21 protein-coding genes, 1 tRNA gene and 1 pseudogene are annotated in these 16,146 nt (G+C 38.5%); 16 read left to right on the forward strand and 7 right to left on the reverse strand.

The annotated features are described in order from the left end of the window. Nucleotide 1 precedes the first annotated feature (1 nt). A pseudogene (locus FJN11_RS03300) lies at nt 2-223 on the forward strand (tyrosine-type recombinase/integrase); the annotation flags it as partial. A 104-nt stretch (nt 224-327) separates the two neighbouring features. On the opposite strand, the gene FJN11_RS03305 reads toward FJN11_RS03300, so the two are convergent. Both FJN11_RS03305 and FJN11_RS03310 read right to left on the reverse strand, forming a co-directional pair. Further along, nucleotides 328-570, reverse strand: a complete 243-nt coding sequence (locus FJN11_RS03305) for a type B 50S ribosomal protein L31 (RefSeq protein ID WP_000710764.1) — start codon at nt 568-570, stop codon at nt 328-330. Nucleotides 571-665: 95 nt separating this feature from the next. After that, nucleotides 666-1,601 (reverse strand): DHH family phosphoesterase, encoded by a 936-nt coding sequence (locus tag FJN11_RS03310; RefSeq protein WP_140224046.1) that lies wholly within the window; start codon nt 1,599-1,601, stop codon nt 666-668. A 103-nt stretch (nt 1,602-1,704) separates the two neighbouring features. Here FJN11_RS03310 and FJN11_RS03315 point away from each other — a divergent pair, with 103 nt between their 5' ends. From FJN11_RS03315 to FJN11_RS03350, 8 genes are all read left to right on the forward strand, one after another. Next, nucleotides 1,705-2,148, forward strand: a complete 444-nt coding sequence (locus tag FJN11_RS03315) for a flavodoxin (protein WP_140224047.1) — start codon at nt 1,705-1,707, stop codon at nt 2,146-2,148. Between the two features lie 115 nt (nt 2,149-2,263). After that, nucleotides 2,264-2,530: a chorismate mutase gene (locus FJN11_RS03320; RefSeq protein WP_140224048.1), complete on the forward strand. Its 267-nt coding sequence runs from the start codon at nt 2,264-2,266 to the stop codon at nt 2,528-2,530. Further along, nucleotides 2,527-2,901, forward strand: a complete 375-nt coding sequence (gene crcB / locus FJN11_RS03325; protein WP_140224049.1) for a fluoride efflux transporter CrcB — start codon at nt 2,527-2,529, stop codon at nt 2,899-2,901. The genes FJN11_RS03320 and crcB (FJN11_RS03325) overlap by 4 nt, the downstream gene beginning before the upstream one ends. Continuing rightward, nucleotides 2,895-3,224, forward strand: a complete 330-nt coding sequence (gene crcB, locus FJN11_RS03330; RefSeq protein ID WP_140224050.1) for a fluoride efflux transporter CrcB — start codon at nt 2,895-2,897, stop codon at nt 3,222-3,224. Before crcB (FJN11_RS03325) ends, crcB (FJN11_RS03330) begins: the two co-directional genes overlap by 7 nt. Nucleotides 3,225-3,342: 118 nt before the next feature. Further along, entirely contained in the window at nt 3,343-3,690 is a 348-nt protein-coding gene (gene rplS, locus FJN11_RS03335; protein WP_001068669.1) for a 50S ribosomal protein L19, read from the forward strand. Between the two features lie 42 nt (nt 3,691-3,732). Next, a tRNA-Arg gene (locus tag FJN11_RS03340) sits at nt 3,733-3,804 on the forward strand. 247 nt (nt 3,805-4,051) lie between these two features. Next, a complete protein-coding gene (locus FJN11_RS03345; protein ID WP_140224051.1) occupies nt 4,052-4,687 on the forward strand; it encodes a hypothetical protein in 636 nt (211 codons plus the stop codon). Next, complete coding sequence (locus FJN11_RS03350; RefSeq protein ID WP_140224052.1) at nt 4,687-6,018, forward strand: hypothetical protein; 1,332 nt, start codon at nt 4,687-4,689, stop codon at nt 6,016-6,018. Before FJN11_RS03345 ends, FJN11_RS03350 begins: the two co-directional genes overlap by 1 nt. A gap of 409 nt (nt 6,019-6,427) precedes the next feature. Here the strand turns inward: FJN11_RS03350 and yidA are convergent, their stop codons facing one another. Both yidA and FJN11_RS03360 read right to left on the reverse strand, forming a co-directional pair. After that, complete coding sequence (gene yidA, locus FJN11_RS03355; protein ID WP_140224053.1) at nt 6,428-7,234, reverse strand: sugar-phosphatase; 807 nt, start codon at nt 7,232-7,234, stop codon at nt 6,428-6,430. Between the two features lie 12 nt (nt 7,235-7,246). Next, on the reverse strand, nt 7,247-8,551 hold the full coding sequence (locus FJN11_RS03360; protein WP_140224054.1) for an HD domain-containing protein: 1,305 nt from the start codon (nt 8,549-8,551) through the stop codon (nt 7,247-7,249). A gap of 71 nt (nt 8,552-8,622) precedes the next feature. On the opposite strand from FJN11_RS03360, the gene FJN11_RS03365 reads away from it, so the two are divergent. Further along, a complete protein-coding gene (locus FJN11_RS03365) occupies nt 8,623-9,000 on the forward strand; it encodes a YwiB family protein (RefSeq protein WP_140224055.1) in 378 nt (125 codons plus the stop codon). Nucleotides 9,001-9,382: 382 nt separating this feature from the next. Here FJN11_RS03365 and FJN11_RS03370 read toward each other — a convergent pair whose 3' ends face one another. The 3 genes from FJN11_RS03370 to coaA form a co-directional block, all read right to left on the reverse strand. Then, nucleotides 9,383-9,916, reverse strand: a complete 534-nt coding sequence (locus FJN11_RS03370; RefSeq protein ID WP_140224056.1) for a DNA topology modulation protein — start codon at nt 9,914-9,916, stop codon at nt 9,383-9,385. A gap of 52 nt (nt 9,917-9,968) precedes the next feature. Continuing rightward, a complete protein-coding gene (gene rpsT, locus FJN11_RS03375) occupies nt 9,969-10,205 on the reverse strand; it encodes a 30S ribosomal protein S20 (RefSeq protein ID WP_001274000.1) in 237 nt (78 codons plus the stop codon). 67 nt (nt 10,206-10,272) lie between these two features. Next, complete coding sequence (coaA, locus tag FJN11_RS03380) at nt 10,273-11,193, reverse strand: type I pantothenate kinase (RefSeq protein ID WP_140224057.1); 921 nt, start codon at nt 11,191-11,193, stop codon at nt 10,273-10,275. Nucleotides 11,194-11,393: 200 nt separating this feature from the next. Here coaA and FJN11_RS03385 point away from each other — a divergent pair, with 200 nt between their 5' ends. From FJN11_RS03385 to FJN11_RS03410, 6 genes are all read left to right on the forward strand, one after another. Continuing rightward, entirely contained in the window at nt 11,394-11,795 is a 402-nt protein-coding gene (locus tag FJN11_RS03385) for a hypothetical protein (RefSeq protein ID WP_140224058.1), read from the forward strand. 208 nt (nt 11,796-12,003) lie between these two features. Then, a complete protein-coding gene (locus FJN11_RS03390; RefSeq protein WP_140224059.1) occupies nt 12,004-12,594 on the forward strand; it encodes a class I SAM-dependent methyltransferase in 591 nt (196 codons plus the stop codon). Next, complete coding sequence (locus tag FJN11_RS03395; protein WP_140224060.1) at nt 12,591-13,868, forward strand: pyrimidine-nucleoside phosphorylase; 1,278 nt, start codon at nt 12,591-12,593, stop codon at nt 13,866-13,868. The genes FJN11_RS03390 and FJN11_RS03395 overlap by 4 nt, the downstream gene beginning before the upstream one ends. Nucleotides 13,869-13,887: 19 nt before the next feature. Beyond that, nucleotides 13,888-14,550 carry a deoxyribose-phosphate aldolase gene (deoC, locus tag FJN11_RS03400; RefSeq protein ID WP_140224061.1) on the forward strand — a complete coding sequence of 221 codons (663 nt, stop codon included), beginning with the start codon at nt 13,888-13,890 and terminating at the stop codon, nt 14,548-14,550. Beyond that, nucleotides 14,537-14,926 (forward strand): cytidine deaminase, encoded by a 390-nt coding sequence (locus FJN11_RS03405; protein ID WP_140224062.1) that lies wholly within the window; start codon nt 14,537-14,539, stop codon nt 14,924-14,926. The genes deoC and FJN11_RS03405 overlap by 14 nt, the downstream gene beginning before the upstream one ends. Before the next feature lie 89 nt (nt 14,927-15,015). Further along, nucleotides 15,016-16,068, forward strand: coding sequence for a BMP family lipoprotein (locus FJN11_RS03410; RefSeq protein WP_049491547.1), 1,053 nt, complete (start codon nt 15,016-15,018; stop codon nt 16,066-16,068). Nucleotides 16,069-16,146 lie beyond the last annotated feature (78 nt).

A 16,146-nucleotide genomic window follows, 5' to 3' on the forward strand; every position in this document is an offset into this window, starting at 1 on the left:
CATTATCAGGAAAAATGACTTGAAGAATATAACTCCTCATGGCTTCAGACATACTCATGCTATCTTGATGATTGAAACGTGTGTAGATCCTGTTAACGCAGCCAAAAGGTTAGGGCATGCAAGTAGTCAGTTGACCTTGGATACTTATAGCCATTCTACAGTAGTAGGGGAGAAGAAAGCTATCACAAAATTTGTAGATTACCTGGATAGTGCAAAAGGTTAGTTTTCCAAGACGGTACCAAAAACGGTACTAAAAACAAAAAAAGCCAATTCCAATTTCTTGGAAAAGGCTTTGTATCAACGTTTTTAAGCAATAAATGCGGTTGATTATTTGAGACCGTATTTTTTGTTGAAACGATCCACGCGTCCATCTGCTTGAGTGAACTTTTGACGTCCAGTGTAGAATGGGTGTGAGTCTGATGAAATTTCCACACGGATCAATGGGTAAGTTTCGCCTTCGAACTCAACTGTTTCGTTAGAGCGTTTTGTTGAACCGCTAAGGAATTGGTAACCAGTAGTTGTGTCCATGAAGACAACTGGGCGATATTCTGGATGGATATCTTTTTTCATTTTGCAATATTTCCTTTCTGCCATGGTCTCTTTGCGAGCCATAGATTGTTACCATACTAGTCTATCAGATTCTGAAAAGTTTGGCAAGTATTTTATCAGTTTTTAAGCAAGTTTTTTAACTTTTGGTAGATGATTTCGTTTTCCTCTATGCTATAGGAATTAGCACCACTTGCTAGGGGGTGGCCTCCACCATCATGCTCCTTGGCAATTTCATTGATAGGATGGATTTTACTGCGTAAGCGAACACGGTAGTGGCCATCAGCCTGTTCTACAAAAATTCCCCAGAGACTCACACTGTCAATGCGTCCAGGAGCTCCGACAATGGCTGCAGTTTCAGCATCGGTGACATTGTATTGTTTCAAGATTTCTTGACTCAGGATAACGCGCGCTGCACCGTTTTCATCCACTTCCAGATGGTCGTAAATGTAGCCTTGAAGTTTTGCAATTTTGTAACTCATAGTGTCCATTTTGCGAGTGAGAGCTGCAAAGTCAAAGTTATGTTCTCTCAGATAAGCAGCTAGGCTAAGGGTCCGTGCAGTGGTAGAAGGGTAGAGGAAGCGACCTGTATCACCAATAATTCCTGCAAAGAGCAACTCAGCAGCGCGGTCTGACAAGGCCAGTTGGGTTGTTTGGGCAAATAGGGTAATCATCTCACTAGCGCTGCTTGAACTAGTATCCACCCAAGATAGGTCACCGTATACATCATCATTTGGATGGTGGTCAATCTTAATGAGAAAATCACCTTGACTATAGCGCTTATCATCGATACGAGCAGTATTAGCCGTATCACAGACGATAACAAGTGCCCCTTGGTAGACACTATCTTCAACAAGATCCATTTCAGCCATCCAAGTTAGAGTTGGTTCATCATAACCTACGGCTTTGATAGTTTTTTCTGGGAAATGATGTTTGAGAAGAGCTTTCAAGCCCACTTGACTTCCCAAGGCATCAGGGTCTGGTTTCATATGACGATGAATGATAATCGTGTCGTATTCTTTAATTTTTTCTAAAATTTGATGGCAAATGTCCATAAATAACCTCAATTCTTTCTCATTTCATTGTAGCACAAGAATTTTTATTTTTAAAATGAAAAAGATGTGATATAATGGAGAAAGATAAATTGAGGAGGACGATATGGCATTAGCAAAAATTGTATTTGCCAGTATTACCGGTAATACCGAAGAAATTGCAGATATTGTAGCAGACAAATTACGTGACTTGGGCTTGGATGTCGATGTTGATGAATGTACAACTGTTGACGCTTCAGACTTTTTGGAAGCAGACATCGCTATCGTTGCGACCTATACTTATGGTGATGGTGAATTGCCAGATGAGATGATGGACTTCTACGAAGACCTAGCAGATCTCAACTTGAATGGCAAAATCTACGGAGTGGTCGGCTCAGGAGATACCTTCTATGATGAATTCTGTAAGGCTGTTGATGACTTTGACCGCGTTTTTGTAGCGACAGGGGCAGAAAAAGGTTCAGAGTGTGTTAAAGTTGATCTTTCTGCCGAGGAAGAAGATATTGAACGCTTGGAACAATTCGCAGAAGAATTGGCTGCTAAAGTAGGATAAACATAAAAGTGCGCTGATACAATCAATCAGTGTATTTTTCTTATCGTGAGTTGGGATTTTACTAGCCTATTTGATGGCTTTTTGATACAATAATTCAAATAAAGGAGGAGACTGTATGGATTTAGATAGTATTCGTCAAGAAATTGATCAAATCGACGACCAAATTGTCAAACTGTTAGAAGAAAGAATGCAATTGGTTGAGAGTGTAGTTGCCTATAAGAAAGCTTCTGGTAAACCGATTTTAGATACCAAGAGAGAAGCAGTTATTTTTGAAAAGGTCAGAAATCGTGTAGAGGACAAGCGCTATCAGGAGACTATTGTCGCAACATTTTCGGACATACTCAAACGTTCGCGTGATTATCAGGATCAAAATATCAAATGAAAAAAGAACCATTTTATCCGCTAGGGATTTTTCTAGCTGCTATGTTGGGTGGACTTGTCCGCTACCTAGTTTCCACTTGGTTACCAGCCAGTCCAGACTTTCCTTGGGGCACTCTCTTTGTCAACTATCTGGGAATTTTCTGCCTGGTGTATCTTGTCAAGGGCTATCTGGTCTATAAGGGGACCAGTAAAGGTATTATTTTAGCACTGGGTACAGGTTTTTGCGGAGGTTTAACAACCTTTTCTAGTCTCATGCTTGATGCTGTGAAACTGCTTGATACAGGGCGTTATCTTAGTTTAGTCCTGTATTTGCTTTTGAGCATCGGTGGAGGACTGCTTTTAGCTTACTATTTAGGGAGGAAGAAATGGTAATCGTCTATCTTGCAATTGCTTGTGGCTTAGGAGCCCTAGTACGGTATTTCTTTTCCCACTATAATCAAGCTTCTAAATTGCCAGTTGGAACGCTCATAGCCAATCTTCTAGGTTGTTTTTTGATTGGATTATTCTACAATCATGTGGAGTCTAAGGAAGTCTATGCTATTTTAGCGACGGGTTTTTGTGGAGGTTTAACAACCTTCTCTACCTTGAATGACGAACTCCAAAGACTGTTAAGTGATAAGAAGGTATTTTATAGCTACCTAGCCTTAACCTACCTAGGTGGTTTGGTTGCGATTTTTTTAGGAATTCTGCTATAAATTTCTTTACTTTTTTGTGGAAATTTGGTAAACTGTATCTTGTGTGTAATGGACGCACAAAAATACAGTTTATCCGCTGAGGAAGATTCCTCAAGATTGACAAAGATAGGAGAATAAAATGAATCCATTAATCCAAAGCTTGACTGAAGGTCAACTTCGTACAGATATCCCATCATTCCGTCCTGGTGACACTGTTCGTGTACACGCGAAAGTTGTCGAAGGTAACCGTGAACGTATCCAGATTTTTGAAGGTGTTGTTATCGCACGTAAAGGTGCTGGCATCTCAGAAAACTACACAGTTCGTAAAATCTCTAACGGTGTAGGTGTTGAGCGTATCTTCCCAATCCACACTCCACGTGTTGAAAAGATCGAAGTTGTTCGTTACGGTAAAGTACGTCGTGCGAAATTGTACTACTTGCGTGCACTTCAAGGTAAAGCAGCTCGTATCAAAGAAATCCGTCGTTAATTCGACTAAAAAACTCTGCTTCTTCAGCAGAGTTTTTATCTAGCTCCCTTAGTTCAATGGATATAACAACTCCCTCCTAAGGAGTAGTTGCAGGTTCGATTCCTGCAGGGGGCATTTTTAGAAATGTAAACAAATACAAAGAATATTCAAAGTGTTTATTTAATGGCTTTTTCAACAATTTCATTTTTAAAAATAATTTAGTATTTTTGACCAAATCATGACTAAATTGATACTGTCAATAATTATGTGTAAACACTATCTTATTTATATACGAATATGTAAGATAATGATATGATATGATATGATATGATATAATATGATATAAAAAGATATATTAGATTGTCTATAATGGAGGTTATTTATGAATAGCAAGGAATGGATAAAGGAATTTGAATCTTTAAATGATAGAAAACCAACTCCAGCTGAATTTTCTGAGGCAAAAAAGAACGGTTTATTTACAACTGAGAATGAATATCAGAGCAATACAAATCAAGACAGATTAAGTAATATTAAAAATGGTACAGAAAATTCTGATAGTAACTTTCAAAATAAGGTAGAATTTTTTTTATTTAGAATGAATCAAAAGACATTAAAAGATAGTAATGATAGTCATTCTTTAGAAGAATTTCAATTACAAAAGCATGGTATGTGGTTAAATATCTTCCTTATATTAATTAACTCATTTTTATTTTTTATACTATGGATAATAATATTAGATAGCTCGAGAGCAGTTTCTAATGGTGAAGTAGGGGCACCTGCATTATTTGGTTTAGTTTTTATTTCTGTATTTTTGTCTTTAATTAATTTAGTTCCTACATTAATCAGTCATACGAATTGGAAGTATTTGATTTTTATATTTAATATTTTTATAGGTCCTACAATTATAGGGTGGTTGGTTTTATTGCTTCTTGCGATTAGTACAAATAAAAGTGATAGACGTGAACAAGAGATGGCATATCTGATAAGAAAAATGAGTAATAAATTAGGAGAAGATTAATGTTAAAAAAAGAATGGATAGCTTATTTTGAGGAGATTAATGATAGGAAACCGAACATAGACGAAATTCATTCAGCAATGGAAAGTGAAGAAATCACTATGAATTTTGTTGATAAAATTTTATATAATTATAGGAACAAAGTTCCAAATAAAAAAGTACGTAAACTAATAAGAATTAGTTTGATTTTATTAACTATTTTTATTCTGTTCTTCCCAATTTTAAAAACTAACTACAACAAAATGATGTATTCAACATATTCAGAAAAATATGAGGCTGTCATTGAGCAGTATCAAAATGCATTGAGTACCAAAAGTGATGGTGAAGACTATAAATTACTTATAAAACAACCAAGTCGACAGCCATCATACGCTAAAATTGATAGTAACGGAGATAGTAAAGAGGAATTGTATATAGCATTTAAGGACGGTAAAAATAAGTATGATATTTTAGCTGTATATGAAGTCAAGTTTGGTTCTGTTAAAAAAATAGAAAAATCAAGTTTAAAAATTTCTGATGAGCTTTTGTCAAAAGCTAACTGGAGAACTTTCGATGTTAATAACCTTGTAACTATGAACCTTAAAGAATTATCAGAAGGAAATTATAAGAGTGTAAAAGGATTATGGATTAATGGAGATAAGAAAGAAAGTATTGCTTTTGATAATGATGGTTTAATTGCAATCAATGGTAATGATGTACACAAGGAAAAAAGTCTAACAGTTAAAGAATTCATGATATATAACTGGGATGTTACTTTAAGTGGTCGTTTTCTTTTTAGAGAAATATCAGATGGATTTTTGCCGGGGACACTTGAATATAGAGATGGAAGAGATTCATTTAATGGATTTAGATTCATACCTAAGGGTATCGAATATGAAGGAACTGACTCTAATTATGATAGAATTTATGATGTGATGCATAAGATTGCCTATTATCATGCGTCACATGATTTAGAGAAACAAACTGCAAAAACTACTAAATTAGATATGAGTGAAATTTCAAAAGGAAAATATTCTTCTTTGGTAGGAAAATGGTCTCCAAAATCAGATACAAATAAATCTGGTATTGAAATTGACGAAAAAGGGACTGTCTATTTTGATTGGGCACCTTCAAAAGGAATAAAGATTGTTTCTGTTGATGTTTTACCAGATACTATTTTGGTACACTTAGAGGGAGATTCACCTAATCAAACTGGACAAGAACTTTTAATTGTACCTGCAGGTGTTCAAGTTGATGGTGCAAAGAATAATGATAATAGTAAAGATAGAATTTCTATTGGAATTAAACTAGATCGATTAAATGATCCTCAGGTTCTATATCGTGTTGAACAATAAATTTAATTATTGAAAAAAACTAATAGAGTAGTTCAGTTTCCTGAGTTACTCTATTTTTTAGGAAATAATATCAATCGCATGAGGTTATAGATATGCTTAATGTCTTTTGTTGAAAAGAATTCATATATTGGTGTTGGCAAGATGGCACAATCTGAAATATACAGTAGATTTTTGAAACTTAAGTTCAAGTATTGCAGGAACTTATTGGTTAGGAGTATGAATTTACTAGATTTTTAAGCAAGATAGAGATTAAAAAAGAAAGTGGATACATTGACTAAAAAATGACCAAAGTATATAGAAATATTGTTATAATTGGCTCGGTGAAACTGTAATTATGTTCAAGAAGAAAGCAATAACTAACTAGGCATTAAAAACCCGCTCAGTTGAGCGGTTTTTATCTATTTCTCTTTTACAGTACCCATGTACGGATAGCATGGGCAACGCCAGATTCGTCATTTGTTTTGGTGATGTATTTGGCGATTTTTTTGATTTCTGGATTTCCATTTTCCATGACAACTGGATTACCCACGACTTCCAGCATGGCGCGGTCATTTTCTTCGTCACCGATAGCCATTGTTTCATCTTTGGTCAATCCGAGTTTTTCAGCTAAGTGAGTAATAGCTGAACCCTTGTCTACATTCTTTTTAAGGAGTTCGAGGTAGAAAGGAGCAGATTTGTTGATAGAGTAGCGTTCGTAAAATTCTGCTGGAATTTTTTCAATCGCAGCATCGAGAATTTCTGGCTCATCGATGAACATACACTTGACGATTTCTTTGTCAGCCATTTCTTCAGGAGTGCGGTAGAAAATAGGCATGCTGACGAGGGTTGATTCGTGCACTGTGTATTTTCCGATATTGCGATTGGCAGTATAGATACCGTCCTTGGTAATGGCATGCATGTGGACACCGAGCTTGCGACTGAGAAATTCCATATCTAGATAATCCTCATAGGTCAAGGATTCGCTAATAATCTCATGTCCTGTAGCAGTTTCTTGGACAAGGGCACCATTAAAGGTCACAACATAGTCACCCTCGTCTCTCAACTGCAAGTCGTCCAGAAGTTTAGCAACACCTGCGATAGGGCGGCCAGTTGCAATCACGACTTTCACACCAGCTTCTTTGGCATCTTGGATGGCAGAAAAGACTTCAGGAGTGATTTCCTTTTTGCTGTTGACTAAGGTTCCGTCGATATCGACGGCGATTAGTTTAATACTCATAAATTTCCTCTTCTAGTTTTTATTTGGGGTAAAATGATCGTTCTCAATCAAGTGTAAAAATTGCTGAGTGATACTTGCGAAGATACTGTTTTGGTCCAACATTTCTTTTGGAAAATAGAAACGATTATCTCCGTGGCGACTGCCAGCAAGGGATTGGACGATAGGAGATAGGCTAGAAAGTTCGGCCAGTTCTCCATTTTTTTGTAGAATCTCAATCTGTGTCCGTGGATTTTCAGATTCGGGACGATAGATATCATAAGGGAGGTCAAAATTCTTATGAATGGCAGTGTAGTAGTCTGGATCAAAGCCGATATCTTCAACCAATTTTCTCATGCTAGCGAGTTGGTCTTGATCTTCTTGTGAAAAGGTAATGGATTTAAAGACCTTGCGGTTGACAAAACGTTGCGACAAGTCTGCGAGAATCTTGTCAGGACTGGTCATCCAGAGCTGGAAGTAGGTATTCATCACACCATCATCCAGAGCTATATAGTCAGACAAGGTCACATTTTTTTCAAAGAATGGCAGGAGGTGTGGAGATGTTCGTGCAAAGAAGTCCTTGTCCTCAGGATAGAGTTCCTTGGCGCGCTTGAGGAGATTCTGTAGGAGAACTTCCATAGCGCGTGTTGCTGGGTGAAAATAAACCTGCATATACATCTGGTAACGGCTGAGGACATAGTCTTCGATGGCATGCATGCCATTGTGCTGAAAGGCGATACCATTTTCGACGGGACGAATGACTCGGAGGATGCGAGTTAGGTCAAATTCTCCATAGGATGCTCCTGTAAAATAGGAGTCGCGCAAGAGATAGTCCATACGGTCCGCATCAATCTGACTGGAAATGAGTTGCACGACCTGCTTGTTAGGATAGGTATGGTCAATGACACTGGCTACCTTTTCTGGAAAATCTGGCGCGACTTGTAGCAGGACTTGGTGAATCTCTGTCTCAGGACTTTGGATAATCTCTTGAGTAATCGCCTCATGATCTGTATCAAAGAGATTTTCAAAAGTATGCGAGTAGGCACCATGCCCAAGGTCATGTAGGAGAGCAGCGGTCATGGTTAAGAGAGACTCAGCAGGATCCCATTCCTCAGGATATTTTTCTTCAAAAATCTCTGTGATGCGACGAGCAATCTCATAGACTCCAAGACAGTGAGAGAAGCGACTGTGTTCTCCACCGTGGAAGGTATAACTGGAAGTTCCCAGTTGTTTGATACGACGCAAACGCTGAAATTCTTTTGTATTAATCAAGTCATAGATGATTTGATTATTGACATGGATGTAGTTGTGAACTGGGTCACGGAATACTTTTTCGTTCATATGACCATTATAGCAAAAAGCTAGAGTTTTTGGTAAAATAGTAGGACAAGAGACAAGAAAGAGGACCTGATGTGAAGATTCGGATGCGAAATACGATTCAGTTTGATGAACAGTTGGAAGTGGTTGACCAACTCTATGATGTAGAAGTGCATGAAAAGGGAGATTATAGCTACCTGCTTTTCTATAATGAGGAAAAGGAAAAAGTAGTGATTAAATTTCATGGTCAAGAACTGGTGATGAGCCGATTTTCCAATCCCAAGACCATTATGCGCTTTCTAAAGGATAGTGATAGTTTGGCCTATATTCCTACACCCATGGGCATGCAAGAGTTTATTATCCAAACCAGTCGTTATGAAGTTGATGGGCAAAAGATTCATTTAGACTATCAACTACAAAATCAAGAGGGACATCCCTTTGCCAGCTATCAATTGGAAATTACTTGGGGCTAGGTATGACTGGGGACGAGGTTATAGCAACGAAGCTGGTAAAGTTTATGAAATCAAGCTTTTCTTGCACATTTTTAGTAGCTGAAACCTTTATTTTTTCAGATTAAGGTTATAATACTCATTTCATTGCCTATTATTTATTAAAGCGAAATATAATACCCGTCTTCCCTTATACTTGTTCCAAATGAGTAAAGAGGATTTGAGGCCTAGCGATTGTGATTATTGTATATTCAAAATTTAAAAATTGATAAAAGGGACAGTGAATGTCCCTTTTCATTTCTATAGAATTCAGAGTTTTAGATAGGATAGATTGGTAAATAATGAAGAAAATATTTTGGAAAAATAGCCCCCAAAAAGGGGATTTGTCTTCCAAATAGTACTAACATTATCCACGTTGGTTTTTCTTCTTGTTTTCGTGAGTCTTTATAAAGTAATCTATCTCCTTTTGAGACCTAAGGATAACAACTTTATCTGGATAGGTTTCTTGAATCCACTTGTAGCGTTCTTTAGCGGATTTGCTCCGCCCATCCCAGAGAATCCATCTGATAAACTCCCAATTAAATTGTTCTTGACAACCAGCTGCCATACTTTCTCTGACCTTACCTCGATATGTGAGATAACGTTTAAAGGCTCGAAAGAGACAAGTCCATGGTGAAAAGTTGAGAAAGATGATTTGGTCAGCTTCTTTCATTCTTTCCTCATAGAAACACCAAGAGTAGTTGCCATCAATAATCCAGTCAGAATGACTATAGAGAAAGTTTTTCATCTCGGTCAACATCCATTCGCGATCGCTGTCTTGCCAACCAGGTTGAAATTGGAGTGTGTCCATGTGAAGTTTTGGGACGGAGTAGTAGTGAGACAACTTTTCAGCTAGAGTTGACTTACCAGCACCAGAATATCCAATAATTGCGATTTTCATTTTCTACCTTTTCCTATTTGAGGACAAAAAAACAGCCTCTATGGACTGTTTCTTATTTAGCAAGTTTAGCTGAAAGACGAGCTTTGTCGCGGCTTGCTTTGTTTTTGTGAATCAAACCTTTAGTTTCTGCTTTATCGATAGCTGAGCTAGCAGCACGGAAAAGTTCTTCAGATGGGTTTGCTTCGAAAGCTTTGATAGCAGTACGCATAGCTGATTTTTGAGCTGAGTTCTTTTCGTTTTGTTTAACGTTCAATTCAGCGCGTTTGATAGCTGATTTAATGTTTGCCAATGTTCTTACCTCCATATTTACTAACTATACCATTATATCTGAAAACTTACGTTTTGACAAGGGAAAATTATTTTTTTAAGTAAATTTCATCGATTTCATGGTTCTTTGTTTTATGAAGAATTACTTCTGCACGATTTCTAGTTGGTTCAATATAATTTTGTAGATTTGTGAGATTGATACTAGTCCAGACCTGATGGGCAAAGGCTTCCACTTCCCCAATCGGCATTTGAGTAAAACGATAATAGTAGCTATCAGGGTCGTTTTGGGCTAGGCTCAGCATTTTCAAGAAACGGTCCAGATACCAACTCTCGATGTCATCGACTGCAGCATCAACATAGATGGAAAAGTCAAAGAAGTCAGTAATGTAGAGACGCTCGTTTTGTGGATTTTGAAAGACATTTATTCCCTCAACAATGACAAAATCAGCAGCTTTGACGCTTTGCTTTTCCTCGGGTACGATGTCGTAGACTTCATGAGAATAGACAGGAATATCTACATCTTGTCCATTTTTGATGTGGTCCAAGAAGTTGAGAAGAGCTTCCATATCATAGCTTTCAGGAAATCCCTTACGATTTAAAATCCCTTGCTCAATCAAGGTCTGGTTGGGATAGAGAAAGCCATCAGTTGTTACCAACTCAACCGTAGCATCTGTAAGCGTACGGGACAGTAGGATTTGAAGTAGTCGGCTGGTTGTGGATTTTCCAACGGCAACGCTCCCAGAAACTCCAATGATAAAAGGCTGGGATTTGCTTTCGCGTTGAAGGAAAATCCCTTTTGAGAAGGCCAAATCATCCTTGGTCCGTTTGTAAATCTGGATGAGATGGGCTAGGGGAAGATAGACATCGGTAACATCCTGCAGGCTAATCTGATCATTAAAACTCTTGATGGATTCTAATTCCTCTTCTGTCAAAGGAGGTGTCGTCTTTCGATGTAAAGATTGCCAAGTCTGGCGGCAGATTTTTTCAAAATGTAAAAATTCGTTGGTCATTTGTTTTCCCCTAGATATTTTGTTTATCATACCATAAAAAGCTAAAAAAATAAAGCGGTTTCTTGATGATGGTAAGCCAATATCGTATAATAGAGGTAGATAGAGGTTGACCAATTTATTGATGAAGTAGGAGCTGTTTTATCCTGACTTATAAGCTAATAAAGGGGGCTTTGAGGGTTACAACTTATAGGAGGTGTACTATGAAAATCTTAAAACATTACATATTGGAACTTTGTTTTATTTTAAGTTTTGCACTACCTTTTTTAAAAGGGGCGAATGCGGATAATGGTAGACGTTTTGTGGAAATCTATTACGGTTTTACTTTTTTGATGGAACATGCCATTATAACAGTTTTCTTTATCAGTTCGCTCTTGCTTGCTTTCTTCCTAAAAAAACGGTGGGCGAAATGGCTTGCTGCTGGTAGTTATGTCTTTTTAGTCCTATGGATTGCTACAGAGGGTTATTTATTCCGCATGTCACTAGAAGATTTGATACGACTTTGGACAAGTTTGGAAATCCTGACAAAAACGTATCAGTTGGGCTTTTATCTAAATATCCTGTTGGGAATTTTGTTGATAATAAAGTATTTGAAGGTTAAGTAATAGTCATAAAAATGAGCCTAATTATAGATGATAAATTTGTTGTTTTATCCTGATTATGATATTTTTAGTTCTAAATGGCTTATTATTTATAAGTGTTGAAAGAGATTGAAGAAAAGGTCTTCTTGACTAGCTTTCTTCAGTCTTTTTCGTTTTATTATCAATTTGTAAACGATTTACAATTTGAGTCAAATTATGGTAAAATAGTTTCATGAGTAAAATGTATTATGCAGAAAATCCTGACGCTGCTCACGACATTCATGAGTTGAGAGTAGAGTTGTTGGGACAAAAAATGACCTTTTTGACGGATGCGGGTATTTTTAGCAAGAAAATGATTGACTTTGGAAGTCAACTCTTGCTCAAGTGTCTAGAGGTCGATGAAGGAGAAACTGTCCTTGATGTAGGCTGTGGTTACGGGCCTTTGGGCTTGTCTTTGGCTAAGGCTTATGGAGTTCAGGCGACCATGGTTGATATTAATAATCGTGCCTTGGATTTGGCGCGACAAAATGCTGAACGAAATAAAGTAGCAGCGACGATTTTCCAGTCCAACATCTATGAACAAGTTGAGGGCCAATTTGACCATGTCATTTCCAATCCTCCTATCCGTGCAGGAAAGCAAGTGGTTCATGAAATCATTGAGAAAAGTAAAGATTTCTTGGAAATTGGTGGAGATTTAACAATCGTTATCCAGAAGAAACAAGGGGCTCCAAGTGCCAAGTCCAAGATGAAAGATGTGTTTGGCAATTGTGAAGTCGTTAAAAAAGATAAGGGATACTACATCCTTAGAAGTGTGAAAGAATGAGAGCAGTTGATTTAATCCAAAAAAAACGAGACGGGCAAGAACTGACTTCGAGTGAAATTGAATGGCTAGTTGAAGGCTATGTGTCAGGAACGGTTCCTGATTATCAGATGTCTGCCTTTGCTATGGCTGTTTATTTCAAAGGAATGACAACTCGAGAAATCTCTGATTTGACCATGAAGATGGTAAAGACAGGTCAAGAGTTTGATTTATCCGCTATTGATGGAGTTAAGGTTGACAAGCATTCTACGGGTGGTGTTGGTGATAAGGTAACCTTGATTTTAGCTCCCCTTGTTGCTAGTTTTGGTGTGCCTGTGGCAAAAATGAGTGGTCGTGGTCTCGGCCATACGGGTGGAACAATCGATAAATTGGAGTCCATTAAGGGCTATCAAGTTGAGCGCAGTCAAGAGGATTTCATTGCACAAGTGCAGGATATTGGTGTATCTGTCATTGGGCAATCAGATCAGCTGGTCAAAGCGGATAAGCTTCTCTACGCTCTCCGTGATGTGACAGCAACTGTCGACACGATTCCTTTGATTGCGAGTTCGGTGATGAGCAAGAAAATCGCGGCAGGGGCGGATGCTATTTTGCTAGACGTGACTGTCGGTGAGGGTGCCTTCATGAAGACGGTTGATGAGGCGCGTGAATTGGCTCAAACCATGGTGGATCTTGGTAAGGCTGTTGGCCGGAAGACGGTAGCAGTGATTACGGATATGAGTCAGCCATTGGGACGAGCGATTGGAAATCGTCTGGAGATCCTTGAAGCACTGGAGATTTTACAAGGTCAAGGCCGCCAGGATATTACCCACTTCATCTGTGAATTGGCTCAAATTATGCTTGGCCTGGCAAATGTAAACAAGACAGTTGAAGAAGTTCGACAACATCTTGAAAATGGCCAAGCACTGGCTAAGTTTGAGGATATGGTGCAAGCCCAAGGTGGAGACTTGGAAGACCTCTATCGTCCTGTCAATGTGGCTCATGTGGTGGAAATCCCTGCTCAGGAAACGGGTGTCATTTCAGCTCTTCCAGCTATGGAATTTGGGCTTTATGCTATGAGACTGGGGGCAGGCCGTGCAGTCAAGTCTGATGCCTTGGACTATGAAACAGGAATTGTTTTTGAAAAGAAAGTTGGAGATTCCGTTCAAAAGGGAGAAATTGTTGCAAAAGTATACACAAATGGAAAAATTTCTCCTCAGCTAGTTACAGATTTTCAAAAATATGTTAAAATAAATGACAGGGTGCAAAGTTTACGAGAAATTATAGAAATTATCTCATAAACCGCAGGAGAATCCGAATATGAAATTAAATAAATATATCGATCATACGCTTTTAAAACAAGATGCGACAGAAAATCAAATTGATTGTTTGTTGTCTGAGGCTAGAGAGTATGATTTTGCCAGTGTTTGCGTTAATCCGACCTGGGTTGAACATGCTAAAAAAGGGCTTGAAGGCTCAGATGTCAAGGTCTGCACAGTAGTAGGGTTCCCTTTGGGAGCAACAACTTCGGCCGTGAAAGCTTTTGAAACCAAAGAAGCTATCCAAAATGGTGCAGATGAGATTGATATGGTGATCAATGTTGGAACTCTCAAATCGGGTAATCTTGATTTGGTTGAATATGATATTCGCGCAGTAGTGGAAGCAAGTGGTGACAAGTTAGTGAAAGTTATTATTGAAGCTTGCCTGCTGACCGACCAAGAAAAAGTTGTGGCTTGCCAATTAGCTCAAAAAGCAGGAGCTGATTTCGTTAAAACATCTACTGGCTTTTCAACAGGTGGTGCTACAATAGCAGATGTCAAATTAATGCGCGAAACAGTTGGACCTGATATGGGAGTCAAGGCTGCCGGTGGAGCTCGTTCTTATGCAGATGCTCTTGCCTTTGTGGAAGCAGGTGCAACCCGTATTGGAACGTCAGCTGGGGTAGCCATTTTAAAAGGAGAATTGGCTGATGGCGACTACTGAGTTGATTGAACTGGCAATTGAAACCAGCAAACATGCCTACGTTCCCTATTCTCATTTTCCAGTCAGTGCTGTTCTAGTGGCAAAAGATGGTAGTATTTATACAGGTGTCAATATCGAGAATGCTAGTTATTCTTTGACTAACTGTGGAGAACGTACAGCGATTTTTAAAGCAGTTTCTGAAGGCCAAAGAGAATTTTCAGAATTGATTGTCTATGGTCAGACTGAAAAACCAATTTCACCATGTGGTGCTTGTCGCCAAGTGATGGCTGAATTTTTTGAACAAGATCTAAAAGTGACCTTAGTCGCAAAAGATAAATCGACGGTCGAGATGACGGTCGGGGAATTACTTCCATACTCTTTTACAGACTTAAATTAGTCTGAGTCGCTCTCTGAGTGGCACGGTCCTTGTGGCCAACCAATCCATACTTGCAACATCGTTGCACATCTTATTTAGGAGGTTCAGTAATGAACAAGAAACAATGGCTAGGCCTTGGTCTAGTTGCAGTGGCAGCAGTTGGACTTGCTGCATGTGGTAACCGCTCTTCTCGTAACGCAGCTTCATCTTCTGACGTGAAGACAAAAGCAGCTATCGTCACTGATACTGGTGGTGTTGATGACAAATCATTCAACCAATCAGCTTGGGAAGGTTTGCAAGACTGGGGTAAAGAACACAATCTTTCAAAAGATAAAGGTTTCACTTACTTCCAATCAACAAGTGAAGCTGACTACGCTAACAACTTGCAACAAGCTGCTGGAAGCTACAACCTAATCTTCGGTGTTGGTTTTGCCCTTCACAATGCAGTTAAAGATGCAGCAGAAGAGCACACTGATTTGAACTATGTTTTGATTGATGATGTGATTAAAGATAAAAAGAATGTTGCTAGTGTAACTTTCGCTGACAATGAATCTGCTTATCTCGCAGGTGTTGCAGCAGCTAAAACAACTAAGACAAAACAAGTTGGTTTTGTAGGTGGTATGGAGTCTGAAGTTATCTCTCGTTTTGAAGCTGGTTTCAAGGCAGGTGTTGCCTCGGTAGATTCATCTATAAAAGTACAAGTTGACTATGCTGGTTCATTTAATGATAATGCCAAAGGTAAAACAATTGCAGCGGCACAATATGCAGCTGGTGCAGACGTTGTTTACCAAGTAGCTGGTGGTACAGGTGCAGGTGTCTTTGCAGAAGCAAAATCACTCAATGAAAGCCGTTCTGAAAGTGAAAAAGTTTGGGTTATCGGTGTTGACCGTGACCAAGAAGTAGAAGGTAAATACACTTCTAAAGATGGTAAAGAATCAAACTTTGTTCTTGTATCTACTTTGAAACAAGTTGGCACAACTGTAAAAGATATTGCTAACAAAGCAGAAAAAGGTGAGTTCCCTGGCGGTCAAGTGATCGTTTACTCATTGAAAGATAAAGGGGTTGACTTGGCAGTAACAAACCTTTCAGAAGAAGGTAAAAAAGCTGTCGAAGATGCAAAAGCTAAAATCCTTGATGGAAGCGTAAAAGTTCCTGCAAAATAATGGATGGAAGTCATTTCTTAGGAAGCGGCCCTCGGCCGCTTTTTTAAGAGTTGAGACAAAGTCATTTTGTCTCAGTAA

Source organism: Streptococcus symci, assembly GCF_006385165.1.
GTDB classification, from domain to species: domain Bacteria; phylum Bacillota; class Bacilli; order Lactobacillales; family Streptococcaceae; genus Streptococcus; species Streptococcus symci.

Coding starts and splice junctions, on each gene's coding strand:
- FJN11_RS03310 (WP_140224046.1), bottom strand. CDS start 1,601: ATGGACATTTGCCATCAAATTTTAGAAAAAATTAAAGAATACGACACG.
- FJN11_RS03395 (WP_140224060.1), top strand. CDS start 12,591: ATGAGAGCAGTTGATTTAATCCAAAAAAAACGAGACGGGCAAGAACTG.
- coaA (WP_140224057.1), bottom strand. CDS start 11,193: ATGACCAACGAATTTTTACATTTTGAAAAAATCTGCCGCCAGACTTGG.
- FJN11_RS03315 (WP_140224047.1), top strand. CDS start 1,705: ATGGCATTAGCAAAAATTGTATTTGCCAGTATTACCGGTAATACCGAA.
- FJN11_RS03360 (WP_140224054.1), bottom strand. CDS start 8,551: ATGAACGAAAAAGTATTCCGTGACCCAGTTCACAACTACATCCATGTC.
- yidA (WP_140224053.1), bottom strand. CDS start 7,234: ATGAGTATTAAACTAATCGCCGTCGATATCGACGGAACCTTAGTCAAC.
- FJN11_RS03305 (WP_000710764.1), bottom strand. CDS start 570: ATGAAAAAAGATATCCATCCAGAATATCGCCCAGTTGTCTTCATGGAC.
- FJN11_RS03405 (WP_140224062.1), top strand. CDS start 14,537: ATGGCGACTACTGAGTTGATTGAACTGGCAATTGAAACCAGCAAACAT.
- crcB (WP_140224050.1), top strand. CDS start 2,895: ATGGTAATCGTCTATCTTGCAATTGCTTGTGGCTTAGGAGCCCTAGTA.
- deoC (WP_140224061.1), top strand. CDS start 13,888: ATGAAATTAAATAAATATATCGATCATACGCTTTTAAAACAAGATGCG.
- FJN11_RS03350 (WP_140224052.1), top strand. CDS start 4,687: ATGTTAAAAAAAGAATGGATAGCTTATTTTGAGGAGATTAATGATAGG.
- rplS (WP_001068669.1), top strand. CDS start 3,343: ATGAATCCATTAATCCAAAGCTTGACTGAAGGTCAACTTCGTACAGAT.
- FJN11_RS03345 (WP_140224051.1), top strand. CDS start 4,052: ATGAATAGCAAGGAATGGATAAAGGAATTTGAATCTTTAAATGATAGA.
- crcB (WP_140224049.1), top strand. CDS start 2,527: ATGAAAAAAGAACCATTTTATCCGCTAGGGATTTTTCTAGCTGCTATG.
- FJN11_RS03370 (WP_140224056.1), bottom strand. CDS start 9,916: ATGAAAATCGCAATTATTGGATATTCTGGTGCTGGTAAGTCAACTCTA.
- FJN11_RS03390 (WP_140224059.1), top strand. CDS start 12,004: ATGAGTAAAATGTATTATGCAGAAAATCCTGACGCTGCTCACGACATT.
- FJN11_RS03320 (WP_140224048.1), top strand. CDS start 2,264: ATGGATTTAGATAGTATTCGTCAAGAAATTGATCAAATCGACGACCAA.
- FJN11_RS03385 (WP_140224058.1), top strand. CDS start 11,394: ATGAAAATCTTAAAACATTACATATTGGAACTTTGTTTTATTTTAAGT.
- FJN11_RS03410 (WP_049491547.1), top strand. CDS start 15,016: ATGAACAAGAAACAATGGCTAGGCCTTGGTCTAGTTGCAGTGGCAGCA.